Genomic DNA, 19,058 nt, shown 5'->3' with positions numbered 1-19,058 from the left:
CTCTCTATCCGTTGTTCTTTTTACTGGCTGTTATATTTTGTTGATGCTGCTCGTACGTTTCGGCAAATAAATGCGCCTTACTGCCATCTTTTTTTGTTACATAAAACAAATATTTAGTGTCCGCCGGATAAATCGCAGCTGTTATTGAAGCTATACTAGGACTGGCAATCGGACCAGGTGGCAAGCCAGGATGAAGATACGTATTATAAGGACTCTCTAGCTGTAAATCCTTCTCATACAATCGGTCCTTGGGCTTATCAAACATATACTGAACCGTTGCGTCAATTTGAAGGGACATCCCTTTTTTTAGACGGTTATGGATGACTCCGCTCACAAGCAATCGTTCTTCATCCACAGCTACTTCCCTTTCGATTAATGAGGCGATAGTCATCATCTGATGAAAGTTTTGCCCATGAGCAGCCATTGTCTGCTGCCAGTCATCAGGAAGCATTGCCAGCTTTTTATCCAGCTCCAGCATCATATTATCGATCATTTCCTCGGGCTTAATATCCTTTTTCCATTCGAAGGTTTCAGGAAATAAATAACCCTCCAGCTTGTTTCGAAGCTTCGAATCGTTAGGAATTTGTTGAAATACTTTGGCCGTGAAGCCGGTATATTCCTGGGCAGTCTTTATAAATAAAGCTGGGTCTGTCCCAAACTGCTGGCTGGCTTTATCGGCAATTTGTCTAACTGTATAGCCTTCAGGCACCGTCAGCTTGATTCCTTGCTCCTTAACAACCAATCCTGAATTAAGCATATCAATAATAGCGTCTACCTTTATACCTGGAGTCATTTCATACTCGCCAGCTTGAAATTTTGACCCTTGTTCCTTGTATTTTAAATAGTAAGAAAACATCTGAGCATCGCGAATTATACCCTTTTGCTCCAATAATTTGGCTATTTGTGCGGATCCGCTGCCTGATGGAATCACAATGCGTACCGTTTGCTCCGAAGCCGGCATAGGCTGTGTCTGTTCCTTAACATACAACACCAAACCTATAACACCGACTATCGCAATAATCAAGAGTGTGAAGCCGATCTTTACTACTAACCTTTTTCCGGAAGCCACCTGAACTCCTTTCGACTACGTGAGCTCAAACAACGAAAAGAGCGGATCGTCTCCGCTCGCCCGTTTTTAAAACAAGTTGTAGTCTACTTTGTATCATTATCCGAGAATGTCATCTCATCATACAATTCCGAGACGTTCTCCCATTCATCATCATCATCTATCGTTTCCAGCTCCGGCTCCCCTTCTGCATCGAAGGTTACCTTGTAAATTTCGGGCTCTCCATCCTTGGAGTTCTCCTGCTGGAGTGCTGCATAGATTTGGTCGCCCAGCTGAAATTCAGAAAGAAGTTTATATACAACGGACTGATCACGGTCATCATACAAAATAATATCATCTCCGTATGCGCTGCGCAACCGATTCGTTTCCTTCAAATCCTTTAATTCGTACAAAAGCTGATCCTCCTAAGAGTTTCGCCTTAGCGAAACTTACTTCGTAAACCTTCACTGAGTTTCGCATTGGCGAAACTTACATGAATGACTCTCCATTCATTCCTTACTTGGAGCTCTCTTCTTCTTCATCTTCAGAAAATTCATCCATCAGCGTGTTGAAGGTTTCCTCAACAATATTCCATTCTTCCTCGTCGTCAATCGTGTACAGCTGCAGGTCATCCCCGTCTTCTTCGTAACGGAATGCATACACTTCATCGGATTCCTCATCGGCGTCGACCGGAACAACCATCATGTACTTCTTATCCGATCCGTCGACTTCGAATTTCATGATGACTTCGAATTCTTCTTCATTACCTTCCTCGTCCGGGATAAAAATAATTTCCGGCTCCTCTTGCACTTGTTCCTCTTTGGACATGCCAATCACCTCTTCGTTTTGGAATCCATATAGTTTTGCAAAATGAGTCCAGCTGCCATCTTGTCGATAACAAGCTTACGTTTCTTGCGACTAACATCCGCTTCTATAAGTGTACGCGTTGCAGATACTGTCGTCAACCGCTCATCCCATAAATGCACGGGCATACTTAGTGTTTCTTGCAAGGACTGGGCAAATTCTATACAAATTTCTCCACGCGGACCAATTGTATTATTCATATTTTTTGGCAATCCGACAACCAGTTCTCCTACATTGTACTGAGCAATCAATTCACGCAGTCTCGTAAGATCACGTTCAACTGTCGTGCGTCTGATCACTTCAAGGCCTTGCGCAGTCCAGCCTAACTCATCGCTAACCGCGATGCCAATCGTTTTATCCCCATAATCCAAACCCATCAATCGTTTCATTGTTCTTTAAACTCCTAAGGGGCGGGAAGAAAAAATCCACTCTCCCGCCCCGCATCACTTATGATTTATGCTGCTGCAGATAGGAACGAACCAGTTCTTCTATCAGCTCATCTCGCTCCCGCTTACGTATCATACTTCTAGCATTGTTGTGACGAGGAATATAAGCCGGATCTCCGGATAGCAGGTAGCCAACTATCTGATTGATCGGATTGTACCCCTTCTCCTGGAGAGCGTCATATACCGTCAGCATGACATCCTTGGGTGATGTTTCGATCTCTTCTGCTTTTACATTAAACTTCATCGTCTTATCCATCGAACTCATCCCAACACCCCCTTAACACAAAAGTGTAAACCTCTATGATTAAAGCTGATATCTTCTTATATTCGTGATTTGTCGAATAATTCCTGTTGACAAACCAAATTTATTTTACAGCAACCTGCTGAGCCACCCATTGTTCGGCTTGATTCAACGCTTCCGGCAGCTTAGCAGCATCCTTGCCTCCCGCTTGCGCCATATCCGGACGTCCGCCGCCGCTGCCGCCTACGACGGCCGCTGTCTCCTTAATCAGTTTGCCAGCGTGGTAGCCTTTTGCTACCCAATCCGAGGTTACAGCGGCTACAAGGTTAACCTTATCCTCTGCAACGGCCCCAAGCACGATAACAGCCGATCCAAGCTTCGTCTTCATCTGATCAACGATGCTGCGCAGCGACTCCATGTCTCCTGCGTTTACTTGAGCGATAAGCACGGGAACCCCATCGATATGCTTCAATTGATCCGATAAGGAGCCCGCTTCAATTTTACCCAGCTTAACTTTGAGAGATTCATTCTCGCGGGAAATCTCTTTCATTTGAGCAAACAACGAATCGATTCGTTTGGGAACATCCTGGATATTGGACTTCAATAATGCAGCAGCGTCGTTAAGCAGCTCTAGCTGTTGATCCAAGTACAGGTAAGCATTGCGTCCTGTAACTGCTTCAATACGGCGTACGCCAGATCCAATACCTGATTCACTTACCAGCTTGAAAAGTCCGATTTGACTCGTGTTGCTTACATGACAACCGCCGCATAGCTCAAGGCTATAATCGCCAACCTGTACAACTCGGACAACATCGCCATATTTTTCACCAAATAAGGCCATAGCTCCCATCGCTTTTGCCTCAGCAATCGGCTTTAAGGAGATACTCAGCGGTGTACTTTTCCATATCTGTTGATTAACACGCTGCTCAATATCTCGCAGCTCTTCTGTAGTTATGCTTCCGAAATGCGAGAAGTCAAAACGCAGCCGTTCCGGAGCTACTAAAGAGCCTGCTTGGTTAACATGCTCGCCGAGCACTTCTTTCAAGGCTTTATGAAGCAAATGCGTCGCCGTATGATTCTTGATAATATCGTCACGCACCGCAGCGCTGACTGAAGCCTGCACCGTGTCGTCTTTACGCAATACACCTGATTCTACAACCACTGTGTGCACATGTTGTCCATGCGGCGCTTTGGAGACATCCTCAACTTTAAGTCGAAGCTCACCAGCCGTAATATAACCATGGTCACTAACTTGACCGCCGCTTTCTGAATAGAAAGGAGTCCGGTCTAGAACAACCTGGCAGGTTTCACCAACACCCACTAAATCAACGAATTGGTTCTCATGAACAAGCGCGATGACTTTAGCAGTAGTTACCAATTCATTATAACCAACAAATTCGCTTTTAACCGTTAAATCAGCAAGTGGGCCACCCTGCACCTTCATGCTTTCGGAATCTTGGCGAGCTGCTCTTGCACGGTCACGCTGCTCCTGCATGGAACGATCGAAGCCTTCACGGTCAACAGTCATTCCTTTTTCGGAGGCAAAATCCTCTGTTAAATCAAATGGAAATCCGTACGTATCATAGAGTTTAAAAGCATCGGCTCCACTGATTTCAGTGCTGCCTTCCTTGCGGGCTTTCTCAGTCATTTCTGCCAAAATAGCCAAGCCATCAGAAAGAGTTTCGTGGAAGCGTTCCTCCTCCGTACGAATCACCTTCTCGATAAACTCGCGTTTCTCAACCACTTCTGGATAATACACACCCATAATTTCGCCAACGATCGGGGTCAGAGAATAGAGGAATGGCTTATCCATACCAATCACTTTACCATAACGCACCGCACGGCGCAGCAATCGGCGTATAACATACCCGCGGCCTTCGTTGGAAGGAAGTACACCGTCGCCTACAGAGAATGCCACAGTACGAACATGATCGGCGATTACCTTCAACGCTACGTCGTGCTCGTTATTTACGTGGTATTTCACCCCTGCTAATTCGCTTGTCTTTTGAATAATCGGCTGGAACAAATCCGTGTCGAAGTTGGAGTCAACGTTCTGCAATATCGAAGCAAACCGCTCTAGTCCCGCGCCAGTATCAATATTTTTGTTAGGAAGCGGAGTATAACTGCCATCTTTATTATGGTTGAATTGGGAGAACACGAGGTTCCATACTTCTAAGAAACGCTCATTCTCCCCGCCTGGCCAGCATTCCGGATCATTCAAGTCGCCATATGCGTCGCCGCGGTCATAGAAAATTTCCGTACACGGTCCACAAGGGCCTTCTCCGATGTCCCAGAAATTTTCCTCCAGCTTATAAATACGCTCAGCAGGCAGCCCGATTTTCTTGTTCCAAAACTCAAATGCTTCTGTATCCTCAGGGTACACAGTGACCGATAAACGCTCTGGATCGAACCCGATCCATTGTGGACTTGTAAGAAATTCCCATGCCCATGTAATAACTTCTTCCTTAAAGTAGTCCCCTATCGAGAAATTACCCAGCATCTCAAAAAAGGTATGATGACGACGCGTTTTCCCGACATTCTCAATATCGTTGGTTCTAATGCACTTCTGAGAGTTTGCGATACGCGGGTTACTTGGAACTACACGTCCATCAAAATATTGCTTTAACGGCGCCATTCCAGCGTTAATCCATAGCAACGATGGATCATTGTGCGGCACCAACGGTGCACTTGGCTCGATCTTATGTCCCTTCTCTTCAAAAAACGCTAACCATTTTGCACGGATTTCACTTGCCTTCATTGCCCCGGCCTCCTTAGGATCTGGATCTCTTTTTATCTCGGTTCTCAGTTCTTTCTTTTATTCTCTCTAGCTCACCCATACTTTTGAGCTTCGCCGATGCTACTGTTTCTGTTTGATTGGTTGGTCTAAGTCATTGGTTGTAAGCTTGTGACTTTTTACAAAGGGAATGCCCCGAAGAGTTCACGTGCCGCCTTTGAAAATGGGATATTACCTTCTAATCTAATAAACGATATCCCATTTTCAACAGCGGCCGAAGGGGCATCCCTTGACAAGCAGGGGGAGGTTTCTTTGTAATCTTTTTTTATCAATCCCACTCATCACAGTATCAGGCGAAGCTTCAAAAACACCCTTTTTACAACAAAAAAACGCCCCTCCAAACAGGGACGAATTCATCGCGGTACCACCCTGGTTACTGCACAGCCGCGCGTATTAGGCACTGTGTTACCTGTACAATCTCCTTCAATAAGACAATAACGAGTCCAACCGGCGGATTTGTTCCGCACTCCGAAATGAGCTTTCAGCCATCCTTCATTCATAAGGTTCTCACAGCTAGACCTCGTTACAACTGGATCTAAAACCTATTCTCTGGATAATGGACTATGGCTTACTTGATTTCATCAACGTTTTAAACAATATACTTATAGGAAATTATATACGTTTGGCATTAGCATTGTCAACCGAGCCTTGCTTCAGGGGCAATGGATTAGCCATTCATCCCCTTCCACAGGCGAGTAGATTCAATCAAACTATCCTTACAATAGATATCTAAGATAAATATATAAGTTCGCTATTACAATTGACATAAGCATCAGCGGAAAAGCGACTTTCAAGAAGCTCATAAAAGTAATCGGATGTCCTTCTCGTGCTGCAATACCCGCAACAATCAAATTAGCGCTCGCCCCAATCAATGTTCCGTTACCTCCTAAGCAAGCACCCAAGGCGAGGCTCCACCAAAGCGGCTCCAAATTATCCACTCCCATAGCTCCCATTTCTTGAATCATTGGAATCATAGTTGCTACGAAAGGAATATTATCCAGAAATGCTGAAGCTATAGCACTCAACCAAAGAATTAATATCGAGGACTTCGCAACATCGCCCCCTGTAATACTCATCGCATGTTTAGCTAGGGTAGCAATGACCCCTGTATCCACCAAGCCTGCTACAAGCACGAACAAGCCTATAAAGAAGAAAATCGTAGTCCACTCCACTTTTTGAAAGGCTTCCTCCAAATAGTGCTCACCCGTTATAAGAAGCAATAAAAATGCGCCTGCCAAAGCTACAGTAGCTGATTCAAGATGTACCAGCTGGTGAATAAAAAATCCGAAGATCGTTAACCCCAGCACAGCCAGACATTTTTTCATTAATAGTGGGTTCGTAATTTCCACTTTCTCATCCAATTCCAAAACGCTGAGCCGAAGCTCTTCTGTAGTTTGAATTTGCTTGCGGTACAGCAGAACGAAGAAAGGAAGTGTAGCCAGCAAAATAATAAATGAAATCAAGCTCAGGTTGTTGATAAACGCCATGAAAGTAAGCTCTTTAACCGCACTGCCAATCATTATATTCGGAGGGTCGCCAATAAGGGTCGCTGTTCCACCGATATTGGAAGCCATAATTTGTGAGATTAAGAAAGGTATCGGCGTTACCCGAAGCTGTCTTGTAATACTGAAGGTTACCGGAGCCATCAGCAGCACAGTCGTCACATTGTCGAGAAATGCTGAACTAACCGCAGTAACTATACTGAGCACTATAAGAATACGTACCGGATGGCCCCCAACCTTCTTGGCCGACCAGATAGCCACATACTTGAATATTCCCGTCTCCGCTGTTATGCCTACGATAATCATCATCCCGATAAGCAAACCTAACGTGTTAAAATCAATATGATGCAGAGCCGATTCCTGGCTGACCACCCCGAAGGCAACCATTAATAGCCCGCCAATCATAGCGACAATCGTGCGGTGAATTTTTTCGGAAATAATTAAACCATAAATAACTAGAAAGATACCAATAGCAAGCCACGCTTGTTGTTCCAAAAAAATTCTCCCCTTTTCCAATATGAACCCTTGAGTTAGCATGGACGATTCGATTATGGAGTATCCCGAAAAACACAAAAAGAGCCCTTGGTGACAGGCTCCTCCAAAAAAAATTATATATTCTGTTTCGTGACAACACCTCCATAATTATATGTGCTGTATCCAAAAGTTTCAATAACTTTCGGATTTTTTCTGAAACCTTTACATATCAGGTAGTTCTACGATGAATGTAATACATAAATACATGTTGAAGAATCACCTTCATTACCGCAAAAAAAGGTACGGCCAGAATTAACCCCACCACACCTGCAAATTCCCCTCCAACAAGTAATGCAAAAATAATAAGCAGGGGATGCATCTTGAGCGATCGTCCTACAACCTGCGGCGAAATAACGTTCCCTTCAAGAATTTGGCACACGGTATTAACTAATGCGACCATCAGCACCATTTTCAAGGAAATTGTAGAAGCCAAAATTATCGCAGGAGCTGCTCCGAAAAAGGGACCCAGGTATGGGATAATATTAAATATTGCAACCAGACAAGCCAGCAGCAAAGCATACGGCATTCCAATCAACCAATATCCTGCATAAGAGAGTAATCCAATAATCATACATACTAAAAGCTGACCTCGAATATAGTTTCCCAGTGCCGTATCGATATCAACAAGAAGCTTGATGACTTGCTTACGCTTGGCTTTGGGGACGATCGTCAGAACCGTCTTTTCAATTAATTGAAAATCTTTTAATATGTAGAAAGCCAAGAAAGGTATGATAAACGCTACGAAAAGCATGTTGATCATACTTCCGATGCCATCAATATAATTGGAAATAGTTCCGGAAACCCCTTTCTCCAGCTTAGCCAATGATTCATTAATTCCCACACGAACACTGTCCGGCAAAAACTGCAGACTGTTCAAATTGTCTACAAAACTTTGAGCTTTTACAGCCAGCTGCGGAAGATGCTCATTAAACTCACCTAGCTGCCGGATAAAGATGGGAATGATATTCATCAGCACCACCGTTACCGACAAAATAAAAACGGCATAAATGAGCAGCACAGCTACTGTTCGTGGAACCTTGCGCGCATTTAAAAGCGATACTACTGGATTAAGCAAGTAGGAAATAATCATAGCTATAATAAACGGTGTCAGTATTTCCGCCAGAAATTTATAAATACATAACAGCATGGGACGTATTTGCAGCAGCATAAACAAAATCAATAGGCTTAACACAATATAAACAAGGATGGTAAATAGCTGATTTTTAAAAAAACGATCCAATCTGTATCACCCACCTAACTCACTTAACCAACGATGTCAGTCCAGCACATGTTTGCTAACAAATATCTCTACTTACAGTATATGTACAACCAGTGAGTCTTAATCGTTCGCCACATATTCCCGAAAGGCATATCCTTAGCTTCTCAGAATAAACTGATAAAGAGCCGCAGCTTGGTTACGAGAGCGTCTAATAAAGTGAAAGTTCATAAAGAGACTTATCGAACATTATCTATAAACAGAAAAAAATCGCATCCTGCTCCATCCGTTTACCTATAAGTAAGGTTTCGGGAGCTGATACGATTTAAGTGTCTATAATATCCGGTAAACCATTAATTTGCATGTACTTGAGGCATTTCTTCCTCAAAAAACAAATCGTCTAGAGAACTCAGTGTTCCATCTTCTTCTACTTGATAGACGGACATCTTTTCTCCATTGACGGTTAATTCAATAAAGCAGCCCCAGCAATAAAACTGATGGGAACCAATTTTTCCAATGTCTTTGGAGTTACAATTTGGACAACGTAACATAAAATCACCCTATTCTTCTTTTGATATGAAGATTTCTTCTAATAACTCATTACAATGAACGGGTACAATTATCGCGTCCTCACCCAAAGTTACGGATTCCGGCAAAGGCAACCACTTGCGCCCTTCCTTCCAATCAGAAATGAAACCCTCGGTCAATTCATATCCTATTACATTATTACCCAGATCTTGGTCTAAATAAACATCATCTACGACTCCCAATTGCTGGCCATTCACCGTTAGTACCGGCATCCCTGTCACTTTACGGTCGCCATTGAGTATAGAAGTATAAGCCAGACTTTCATCCAACCGGCTGATTGCCTCTTCATTATCAATTGTAATAGCGTCCTCACCCAAAGAAATGACATCTTTCCACAGGATGCAGCTTGTAGAGGAGAACCAATGCTTGGTTTCCAGAAGCACTGCTTCAATATGCCACTCATCACCCATAAGAAGGTCCTTCGCGATACCTACTTGTTTGCCTGATTGCACACATATTATCGGCAATCCGATTACATTACGCGCTCTTTTCAATGAAGACTTCCTCCAGAACAGCAGCTATTAATTAGTGATTAGCTTACTAATTATTACGGATACGGTTCACGATGGTTGCAATTTTATGAGCAGTAATTTCGATCTCTTTGGATGTAGTTCCCAAGCCAAAGCTAAAGCGTACTGCTGACTTCATAACCTCTTCTGAGAGCTTCATAGCCTTCAGCACATGCGATACTTCTAAAGAGCCAGATGTACAGGCAGAGCCACTTGCAGCAGCAATCCCTTCAAGATCCAAATTCATCAGCATGGATTCTGTTGATACTCCTGGAAAACTAATATTTAAAATGTGCGGAAGCCGTTCGACAGGATGACCATTAATTACAAACTGTTCAATTCCTAACAGCTGCTCGAGCCTCGTTACCATTTCTAAACGTAGCTTTTCCATCTTTTGTTGCATTTCATACATGTTGCTATCTATAATTTTTACGGCTTTTGAAAATCCTGCAATTGCAGCGGTATTTTCAGTTCCGGCCCGGCGTTTTCTCTCTTGATTGCCGCCATACATAAACGGCTCCAGCTTAGCATGCTTCGCTATATATAGTGCTCCGATTCCTTTAGGTCCATGAAGCTTATGAGCGCTAAAGCTCATTAAATCAACCGGCAGCCGGTTCAAGTCAATCGGAATATGTCCTAAGGCTTGCACAGCGTCTACATGAAAAATGATTCCTTTAGATCTAGCAAGCTCTCCTATTTGTTGCAGAGGCTGCATAGTTCCAACTTCATTATTTACGTACATAATACTGATTAAAATAGTATCTGGACGTAGAGCTTGCTGCAAATCATCCAGCCGGATCCGGCCTGTCGTGTCTACTGGCAGATAAGTAACCTCATACCCGAGCTTCTCCAAATGTTCACTTGTATGAAGTACGGCATGATGTTCGGTTTGTGTGGTAATAATATGCTTCCCCTTGCCTGCTTGAGCAGCCGCAGCACCAAAGAGAGCCATGTTATTGCTCTCCGTGCCCCCGCTCGTAAAAACGAGCTGCGAGGGTGCGCAGCCTACAAAAGAGGCAATGTTATCTCTAGCTTGATGTATAGCAGCGCGTGCTTCTCTTCCTGCGCTGTGTGTACTTGATGCATTCCCATACAAACCTGTGAAGTAAGGAAGCATCGCATCTACTACCTCAGGAAGAACCGGTGTTGTAGCTGCATAATCCAAATAAATAATTGTCATAACGACTCCGTCTTCATGAAGATTCCTTTAATTTCGTGTTCAAAAAGTTAACAAAACCTAAATGAGCAACGGACTTCGAAGGTGAATGCAAGATTCGATTTCGAATAAGCTCCCTGAGACACTTCGTGATCTCAAAAGGTGACTTTTTGAACAACCTCTTAAATATAGAACATATAATTATCGTGAACGCCTTGATCCTTGAAGCTGATTAGATCTTCCAAAGTGGTGGAATCCAGAACTCCTGCAATGCTGTCACGAATACGCACCCATAAATCACGCTTAGCTGGGTCGTCTTCTTCAGTGAAATCAACTGGGCTGATAGGCCCCTCTAAAACACGAATCACATCACCAGCAGAAATCTGATCCGACGTTTTCGAAAGAATGTACCCACCGTAAGCGCCTCGAATACTTTTGACCAAACCTGCATTTCGTAAAGGAGCAACCAATTGCTCTAAATAATGCTCAGAGAGCTGATGCTTCTCGGCAATGCTTTTCAAAGAGGTGGGGCCTTCTCCAACTCTGGTTGCAAGTTCCATCATGATGGTTAGTCCATAGCGGCCTTTAGTAGAAATCTTCAAATAGTGCACCTCATTTACATTTCATACATTTATGTATCTTTTATATGGTATCACATATCCCTGTATTTTGGGAGAAAAACCTTGACATATTGATGAAATATTTTATTTATACTGAGAACCTATGTATAATATGAAAGGTAACGTAATGCTCTAGAAAGAGGTATAGCGAAATGAACAAACAAACACGCGTTGTACTCGGTATGTCCGGCGGAGTTGACTCCTCCGTTTCAGCACTTCTGTTGAAGCAGCAAGGATACGAGGTTATCGGCGTTTTTATGAAGAATTGGGATGATACCGACGAGTTTGGTAATTGCACAGCAGAAGAGGACGCAGAGGATGTTCGCAGAGTATGCGATCAAATCGGCATTCCCTATTATACGGTAAATTTTGAAAAACAATACATGGATAAGGTGTTTCAATACTTTTTGGATGAATACCGCAAGGGACGAACACCGAATCCGGATGTAATGTGCAATCGTGAAATCAAATTCGGAGAATTTCTGAATAAAGCTCTCGAATTGGGAGCTGACTATATCGCAACCGGCCACTATGCTCAAGTTGACCAATTGGATGGGAAGTTCCGTTTACGTCGAGGCGTTGATAATAACAAGGATCAAACCTATTTCCTCAATGCTCTCAATCAATATCAGCTGTCCAAAGCCATGTTTCCAATCGGTCACTTACCCAAGCCAGAAGTACGAGCCATAGCAGAGTCATTTGGACTTGCCACCGCTAAGAAGAAAGATAGTACGGGAGTTTGCTTTATAGGCGAACGGAATTTCAAGGAATTTTTAAGCGGCTATCTACCTGCCAAGCCTGGAGAAATGCAAACAGCTGATGGTGAAGTCAAAGGGACGCACGATGGCCTTATGTATTACACGCTCGGCCAACGCCAAGGGCTTGGCATCGGCGGGTCTGGTAACGGGGAGCCTTGGTTCGTATCAGGCAAGAACTTGGAAAAAAACATCCTATATGTTGTTCAGGGAGAAAAAGATCCTAGCCTTTATTCCAAAGGACTGCGTGCTACCGACCTCAACTGGATTAGTGGAGCATTACCAAATGGCCCTTATTCTTGTACAGCCAAGTTCCGTTACCGCCAACCCGATCAAGGAGTTTCAATCGTATGCAATCAAGATGACGGCAGCTGCGAGGTTACTTTCACACAACCTCAGAAAGCAATAACACCAGGTCAAGCCGTTGTATTTTATGATGGAGATGTTTGCTTGGGCGGCGGTACTATCGATACAATAATTAACTAACTGTTGCCTGCTAAGTACACAATACAACAAAAAACCATTCCTGCGCACATCTTGAATGTGAACGGGAATGGTTTTTTTATAGTCTTAAGCTTATACGCTTATGGGTTCGGGTTCAGGTTCTGCTTGCTCCTCCTGCCCTCTCTTAATAACGAGAACACGAGAAATCCGGAGCTGATCCGTTTCGTCTATTATAAATTCATATGAATCATTATAACCAATCCGCTGCTCTCTCTTAGGCGGTATTTCCACTTGAGAATAAATCCAACCACCGATCGTATCGTAATCATCCGATTCAATTTCGATACCGAAGTAGCTGTTCACTTCCTCAATTAACATACGGCCGTCTATCGAATGTGTATTGTCGTCTCTTTTTTCAATTTGCGGTCGTTCTTCATCAAATTCATCCTGGACCTCGCCGACAATCTCTTCAATAATATCCTCGAAGGTGACTAGTCCGGAGGTACCTCCGTATTCATCAATCAGCAATGCCATTTGTGTTTTCTTTTTTTGCATCAGCTTAAGCAATGCACTGATTTGCATCGATTCAGGAACTTTGGTTATGGGCCTGATGATACTTTTAATATTTTCTATTCCGCGGTCTGATTTCAACAAATCTTTGATATGGACGAACCCAATAATATTATCCTTATCCGGATCACACACTGGGTAGCGTGTATGCATTTCTGTAACGGCAATGAGACGGTTTTCCTCGTAGGATAAGTTTGAATATAAACAAACCATTTCCATTCTAGGAATCATAATCTCCCGTGCATTCGTTTCAGCAAAATCAAAAATATTGTCCATCAGCGTTAATTCAGTATTATCAATAAGTCCGCTTTTATTACTTTCCTTCATCAAACCACGAATTTCTTCTTCCGTATGCGCCGTATCATGCTCATCCGTAGGTTCAATTCCCGCTCTGCGCAGCATCCAATTGGATATGCCGTTAAGAAACCAAATGAAAGGGTACATCAGCTTATAAAGGAATACTAAAGGTCCTGCAGATAATAAGGTTACTTTCTCAGACATACGGATCGCGTATGTTTTGGGAAACTGCTCGCCTAACGTTATATGAAAGGCCGTAATAATTGTAAAAGCGATCACGAAGGATATCGTATGAACGACCGCTTCAGGGAATTGTAGCGGAAGCAGCACCGGCTTGAGTAGATCAGCAATTGCGGGTTCGCCAATCCAGCCTAACGCAAGGGACGCTAATGTGATTCCCAGTTGGCAGGCTGATAAGTAAGCATTCATGTTACTCATTACTATTTTGGCAAACTTGGCATTTCGGTTTCCTTCCTGCGCCAGCGTGTCGATCCTGCTGTTGCGGACTTTGACCATAGCAAACTCTGCTGCTACGAAAAAACCGTTAACAAATACCAAAAGCAATACTAAACCTAAATTCAAGAGTATCGGTAAAGGGTCACTACTCAATGAATTTCCTATTCCCCTCTCTCGAAGTGAATAGGTACACCTCCCTTAAATTCACAATTTTTTTGCGACTTTTAAATAAGTTTATAAAGTCGATTAAATAATTACCGTTTAAAAAGTCCGCTTTCAGAACCAAGTAAATGAGACAAGGCTGACAAATTCAAGCTTCGTTGCCAAGCTGCTTGCTATTCTTCATTATTAAAGTGGACTCATAAACAACCGTTAATAGTACGTGTTCAAAAAGTCAACTTCGAAAGTGTATGCAAGATTCGATGTGAAATAAGCTTCCTGAAAAGCTTCGTGATCAAAAGAAGACTTTTTGAACAACCGCTAATAGTACAGTATATATAAATTATATATTATTAAGCTATACAGTCAAACCGCAAGGTATGCTCAAAACTAACGAAATTAGGCCGTAATAGCTTGAACTAATTAAACTTAAGGGCGAAAATGGCCTTAAATAGGCGAAAAATGAACCTGCTTGACCAATTATGGCTGTTTCTGCTGCTGTTGCTTTTTTCTTCGCTCTTGGTTGTGCCCTATTTTCTCCTCCATCCCCTGTTGGGAGGCTTCATAAAAATAACGTCCTTTTATTCGATCTGGAACATAATTCTGCTCCACATAATGTCCCGGATAGTCATGCGGATATTTATACCCTACATGCCCAAGCTTCTCTGCTCCCTTGTAATGCGTGTCTCGCAAATGCATAGGAACCTCTGCAGCGCCTAGTGACTCGATGGCATTCATTACCTTCCCGATAGCGATAGGAATCGCATTCGATTTGGGACTCTCTACGGCGAACAAGATAGCTTGGGCGATGACATACTTGGATTCGGGCCAGCCAATCTTGTGATAGGCATCCATCGCCGTCACTGCTTGCACCATGGCCTGAGGGTTCGCTAGGCCGATATCCTCGCTGCTGGCTACTATCAGGCGGCGCAGGAAGGTCATAGGATCCATGCCGAGCTTCTCGACGGCATAGAGGAACCAGAACAGCGCGGCATCGCTGGAGCCGCGCACGCTCTTGTGAAAGGCCGACAAGACGTCGTACTGCGTCGACTCGTCGGCTTTCACGGTCGGTCGCCGGATGGATTCCTCGGCGACCTCCAGGGTTATGTTGACGACGCCGCTGGAATCGGGCGGAGTCGTCAACGCGGCAAGCTCGAGCGCATTGAGCGCACGGCGGATATCTCCGCCGGCCATGCGCGCCATATGCGCAAGCGCCTCATCCGCGGCCTGGAGCGGCAGCGACCCGAGGCCGCGCTCGCGGTCGGTAAGCGCGCGGTGCAAAGCCGCAAGCGAATGCTTGTGCGTCAGCGCGTGCAGCTCGAAGAGCGTGGAGCGCGACAGTAGAGCCCCGTTCACATGGTGAAACGGGTTCTCTGTCGTCGCGCCGATGAAAATAATGATCCCCTGCTCCACGGCCGGAAGCAGGGCATCCTGCCTCGATGTATTGAATCGATGCACCTCATCTAAGAACAAAATCGTTTTACGTCCATACAGATCTTTATTATTTTTAGCTTGTTCAATTACTTCGCGAACTTCTTTTACAGTAGCATCTACTGCATTTAGTTTAACGAAAGAACCCTTCGTCGCGTGAGAAATGATGTTAGCGAGTGTTGTTTTGCCTGTACCAGGTGGTCCATACAACAGTATCGAGGAAACCTGGTCTGCTTCAATCGCCCTCCGCAGCAGCTTCCCATGGCCAACTATATGCTCTTGGCCGATATATTCATCCAGCGTCACCGGCCTCATACGATCCGCCAGCAGCTTACCTAAAGCACTCTCCTCCGCCGCCAATGAAAACAAATCCATTCTATATTCACAACCTTGTTTGAAATGGTAAGGCTCCTAATGGTCAACTCTATTACTACTCTATTATAAATGACATTAATAAATAAACAAAGTCTGACAAAAATGTATAGCGATTACCCTGACTGACTGTCAATCAGGATTGCGGAAATTCTAGTTCCTTTATCGCCTGAGCTGCACCAATAACAGAGAAGTAACGGAAGTGCTAGTTCCTTTATTCATGTGTTTTTGTGCATACAGACCCCATTTCACCCAGATAAAGGAATTCCTGCTTCCGCTATCGCCTTAAATTGGAGCACTCAGATTAAATAAAGGAACTCTCAGTTCCGCTCAATTATCTAGGTACTTATATGTGCTAACTAAGAGCTTCATTCGCTTACCCAAACCCCAAAACATATCCTTTCTTAAATCTAAAAAAGCATGCTTCACAGAGCCAACAGCTCTGTGAAACATGCTTTCAATAGAATCGATCTCTAATCTATAGATTCGCTTTGTCCAGCAAATCCTTCACCACAACGCTGACTGCAATTAATCCAGCAACTGGCGGCACAAATGCATTACTTGCAGGTGGCTGCTGCGCCTTACGGATTTCAGGGGCATTTTGCGGCACGATCCGTTGAGTAACATCCTCACGTGGCTTGATCGGCTGTTCGGTCGAGAAAACTACCTTTACGCCCTTCTTAATGCCTTCTTTACGCAGCTTATGTCGAATGACACGAGCTAATGGATCCATTGACGTTTTGGAGATGTCCGCCACTTGAAACTTCGTAGGATCCATCTTGTTGGCAGCACCCATGCTGGAAATGATCGGAATCTTCCGCTCCAGACACTGTTTGATTAGATGGATTTTGTAGCTTATCGTATCCGAAGCATCAATTACATAATCAAGCGGATAGGCGAACAGCTGCTCATAGGTTTCTTCCGTGTAAAACATCCGCAACGATGTGACATCACATTCCGGATTAATTTGCAAAATTCGGTCGCGCATTAAATCCGCTTTAGGCTGGCCTATCGTCGACACAAGGGCATGAACCTGACGATTGATATTCGTAATGTCTACGACATCCTTGTCGATCAGAATCAAACGTCCAACGCCTGTACGGGCCAATGCTTCAGCAGCAATAGCGCCGACTCCGCCAATACCAAGAACGGCCACACAGCTGTTACGCATTACCTCCAAGCCTTCGGGCCCGATAGCGAGCTCTGTTCTCGAAAACTGGTGCAGCATTGGGCTGCCCCCCTTCATTTAATCTTATGCTTTGGAAGCAGGCTGCTTCAATGCTACACGAATGGACAATTGCTCCAGCTGCTTATCATCAACCGTACCTGGTGCATCTGTAAGAAGGTCTGTTGCACTCGCTGTTTTTGGGAAGGCGATAATTTCACGCAGGTTCGTGCGCTTAGTAATTAACATAACCAAACGGTCAAATCCAAAAGCAATACCACCGTGAGGAGGTGTTCCATATTCAAAGGCTTCAAGTAAGAAGCCGAATTTCTCCTGAGCTTCTTCTTTGGAGAACCCAAGCGCGCTAAACATTTGTTCCTGTACCTCGCGCTTGTATATTCTCATGGAGCCTCCGCCCACTTCATATCCGTTTAACACAAGGTCATAGGCCTGCGCGCGAATTTGTCCTGGATCTGTGTCGAAGAAATGCAGATCTTCTTCCTTAGGGCGTGTGAACGGATGATGCTCTGCCACATAACGTTTGGCTTCTTCATCATAGCCAAGCAATGGGAAGTCAACAACCCAAGCAAACTTGAATTCGTTCTCGTCAATAAGACCAAGCTCGCGTCCAATTTTCAAACGAAGGTTGCCAAGCACATCCGCTACAACCTTTTTGGTATCAGCGGAGAACAGAAGCAAATCCCCTTCTTCCGCACCCAGTCGTTCTTTCAAAGCTTCGAGTTCCTGCTCGGAGAAGAACTTCACGATAGGCCCTTTCATCTCGCCTTCCTTCAGAACAACCCACGCCAAACCTTTCGCCCCATAACGTGAAGCAAACACGCCCAGATCATCAATCTCCTTACGGCTCCAAGCTCCACAGCCTTTAGCATTCAGCGCTTTAACCTGACCGCCTTTTTCCACTACACTAGCAAACACTTTAACACCAGAGCTCACTACGATATCCGATACATCTTGAAGCTCAAGACCAAAGCGCAGATCCGGCTTGTCAGAGCCGTATTTGCCCATTGCGTCAGCATAGCTAATCCGTTGGAAAGGACGCGGAATATCAGTTCCAGTCGTTACTTTGAACAGTTTTACCGTAAGCTCTTCCATTAACTCCAGCAGCTGATCCTGTGACATAAAGGAAGTCTCAATGTCGACCTGTGTAAATTCTGGCTGACGGTCAGCACGCAAATCCTCGTCACGGAAACAACGAGCGATCTGATAGTACCGCTCTAAACCGCTTACCATCAATAACTGCTTGAAAATTTGTGGTGATTGCGGTAGGGCAAAAAATTCACCTGGATGAACGCGGCTTGGAACTAAATAGTCACGAGCGCCTTCCGGTGTGCTTTTTGTTAAAATCGGTGTTTCAACCTCTAGGAAGCTATTTTCGTCAAGGAAATCGCGGAATACCTTAGCTGCTTTTGAACGAAGTGCCAAGGAACGCTGCATTTCAGGACGACGCAAATCCAAGTAACGATACTTCAAACGCAATGACTCATCAATCTCAATGCCATCTTCGATGAAGAATGGAGGATTTTTAGCTGCGTTCAAGATTTCAATCTCAGTGACTTGAATTTCAATCTCCCCTGTTGCCAGGTTCGCATTTACAGTTGTCGCATCACGTTCAACCACTTTACCGCTTACTGCAAGCACGAACTCGTTACGCGCGCGGTCAGCTGTTGTTAACGCCTCGCCTGAGAAATCCGGGTTAAATACGATTTGAACCAACCCGCTCCGGTCACGCAAATCAATAAACAATACGCCTCCTAAGTCGCGTCTTCTTTGTACCCAACCGTTCAAAATAACCGTTTCTCCCACGTTCGCCTTGGTAAGCGCTCCGCAATGGTGTGTTTTTAACATCATGATTCCATCAACCTCCAAATTATAT

General features: G+C 44.3%; 17 protein-coding genes. 1 reads left to right on the top strand and 16 read right to left on the bottom strand.

What is annotated here, in order from left to right:
- Nucleotides 1-4 precede the first annotated feature (4 nt).
- The 12 genes from mltG to cymR form a co-directional block, all read right to left on the bottom strand.
- Nucleotides 5-1,069: an endolytic transglycosylase MltG gene (mltG, locus tag GC093_RS23305; protein WP_171654303.1), complete on the bottom strand. Its 1,065-nt coding sequence runs from the start codon at nt 1,067-1,069 to the stop codon at nt 5-7.
- A gap of 83 nt (nt 1,070-1,152) precedes the next feature.
- The gene (locus GC093_RS23300; RefSeq protein ID WP_171654302.1) at nt 1,153-1,458 is read right to left on the bottom strand and encodes a DUF1292 domain-containing protein; all 306 of its coding nucleotides are present in this window, start codon (nt 1,456-1,458) and stop codon (nt 1,153-1,155) included.
- Between the two features lie 103 nt (nt 1,459-1,561).
- On the bottom strand, nt 1,562-1,873 hold the full coding sequence (locus GC093_RS23295; protein WP_171654301.1) for a DUF1292 domain-containing protein: 312 nt from the start codon (nt 1,871-1,873) through the stop codon (nt 1,562-1,564).
- 5 nt (nt 1,874-1,878) lie between these two features.
- Nucleotides 1,879-2,298, bottom strand: coding sequence for a Holliday junction resolvase RuvX (gene ruvX, locus GC093_RS23290; RefSeq protein ID WP_171654300.1), 420 nt, complete (start codon nt 2,296-2,298; stop codon nt 1,879-1,881).
- A 58-nt stretch (nt 2,299-2,356) separates the two neighbouring features.
- Nucleotides 2,357-2,620 (bottom strand): IreB family regulatory phosphoprotein, encoded by a 264-nt coding sequence (locus GC093_RS23285; RefSeq protein ID WP_171654299.1) that lies wholly within the window; start codon nt 2,618-2,620, stop codon nt 2,357-2,359.
- Between the two features lie 100 nt (nt 2,621-2,720).
- The gene (gene alaS / locus GC093_RS23280) at nt 2,721-5,354 is read right to left on the bottom strand and encodes an alanine--tRNA ligase (protein ID WP_171654298.1); all 2,634 of its coding nucleotides are present in this window, start codon (nt 5,352-5,354) and stop codon (nt 2,721-2,723) included.
- Nucleotides 5,355-6,106: 752 nt separating this feature from the next.
- On the bottom strand, nt 6,107-7,387 hold the full coding sequence (locus GC093_RS23275; RefSeq protein WP_171654297.1) for an ArsB/NhaD family transporter: 1,281 nt from the start codon (nt 7,385-7,387) through the stop codon (nt 6,107-6,109).
- A gap of 208 nt (nt 7,388-7,595) precedes the next feature.
- The gene (locus GC093_RS23270) at nt 7,596-8,666 is read right to left on the bottom strand and encodes an AI-2E family transporter (protein ID WP_171654296.1); all 1,071 of its coding nucleotides are present in this window, start codon (nt 8,664-8,666) and stop codon (nt 7,596-7,598) included.
- Nucleotides 8,667-8,995: 329 nt separating this feature from the next.
- Entirely contained in the window at nt 8,996-9,193 is a 198-nt protein-coding gene (locus tag GC093_RS36100; protein ID WP_028549805.1) for a YrzR-like zinc ribbon domain, read from the bottom strand.
- Nucleotides 9,194-9,202: 9 nt separating this feature from the next.
- Nucleotides 9,203-9,724, bottom strand: coding sequence for a PRC-barrel domain-containing protein (locus GC093_RS23260; RefSeq protein WP_171654295.1), 522 nt, complete (start codon nt 9,722-9,724; stop codon nt 9,203-9,205).
- A 46-nt stretch (nt 9,725-9,770) separates the two neighbouring features.
- Nucleotides 9,771-10,919: a cysteine desulfurase family protein gene (locus GC093_RS23255; RefSeq protein WP_171654294.1), complete on the bottom strand. Its 1,149-nt coding sequence runs from the start codon at nt 10,917-10,919 to the stop codon at nt 9,771-9,773.
- Between the two features lie 158 nt (nt 10,920-11,077).
- Nucleotides 11,078-11,497 (bottom strand): cysteine metabolism transcriptional regulator CymR, encoded by a 420-nt coding sequence (gene cymR / locus GC093_RS23250; protein ID WP_171654293.1) that lies wholly within the window; start codon nt 11,495-11,497, stop codon nt 11,078-11,080.
- Nucleotides 11,498-11,667: 170 nt separating this feature from the next.
- On the opposite strand from cymR, the gene mnmA reads away from it, so the two are divergent.
- A complete protein-coding gene (gene mnmA, locus GC093_RS23245; RefSeq protein WP_171654292.1) occupies nt 11,668-12,756 on the top strand; it encodes a tRNA 2-thiouridine(34) synthase MnmA in 1,089 nt (362 codons plus the stop codon).
- Nucleotides 12,757-12,846: 90 nt separating this feature from the next.
- On the opposite strand, the gene GC093_RS23240 is transcribed toward mnmA, so the two are convergent.
- From GC093_RS23240 to aspS, 4 genes are all read right to left on the bottom strand, one after another.
- Nucleotides 12,847-14,190, bottom strand: a complete 1,344-nt coding sequence (locus GC093_RS23240; protein ID WP_171654291.1) for a hemolysin family protein — start codon at nt 14,188-14,190, stop codon at nt 12,847-12,849.
- 486 nt (nt 14,191-14,676) lie between these two features.
- Nucleotides 14,677-16,002: a replication-associated recombination protein A gene (locus GC093_RS23235; RefSeq protein ID WP_171654290.1), complete on the bottom strand. Its 1,326-nt coding sequence runs from the start codon at nt 16,000-16,002 to the stop codon at nt 14,677-14,679.
- A gap of 475 nt (nt 16,003-16,477) precedes the next feature.
- Nucleotides 16,478-17,227, bottom strand: a complete 750-nt coding sequence (locus GC093_RS23230; RefSeq protein WP_171654289.1) for a tRNA threonylcarbamoyladenosine dehydratase — start codon at nt 17,225-17,227, stop codon at nt 16,478-16,480.
- 24 nt (nt 17,228-17,251) lie between these two features.
- Nucleotides 17,252-19,030 carry an aspartate--tRNA ligase gene (gene aspS / locus GC093_RS23225; protein ID WP_171654421.1) on the bottom strand — a complete coding sequence of 593 codons (1,779 nt, stop codon included), beginning with the start codon at nt 19,028-19,030 and terminating at the stop codon, nt 17,252-17,254.
- Nucleotides 19,031-19,058: the final 28 nt, after the last annotated feature.

This window comes from Paenibacillus foliorum (genome assembly GCF_013141765.1).
GTDB classification, from domain to species: domain Bacteria; phylum Bacillota; class Bacilli; order Paenibacillales; family NBRC-103111; genus Paenibacillus_S; species Paenibacillus_S foliorum.
Note: the sequence above shows the minus strand (reverse complement) of the source record. Positions and strands in the feature narration are given on the sequence as shown.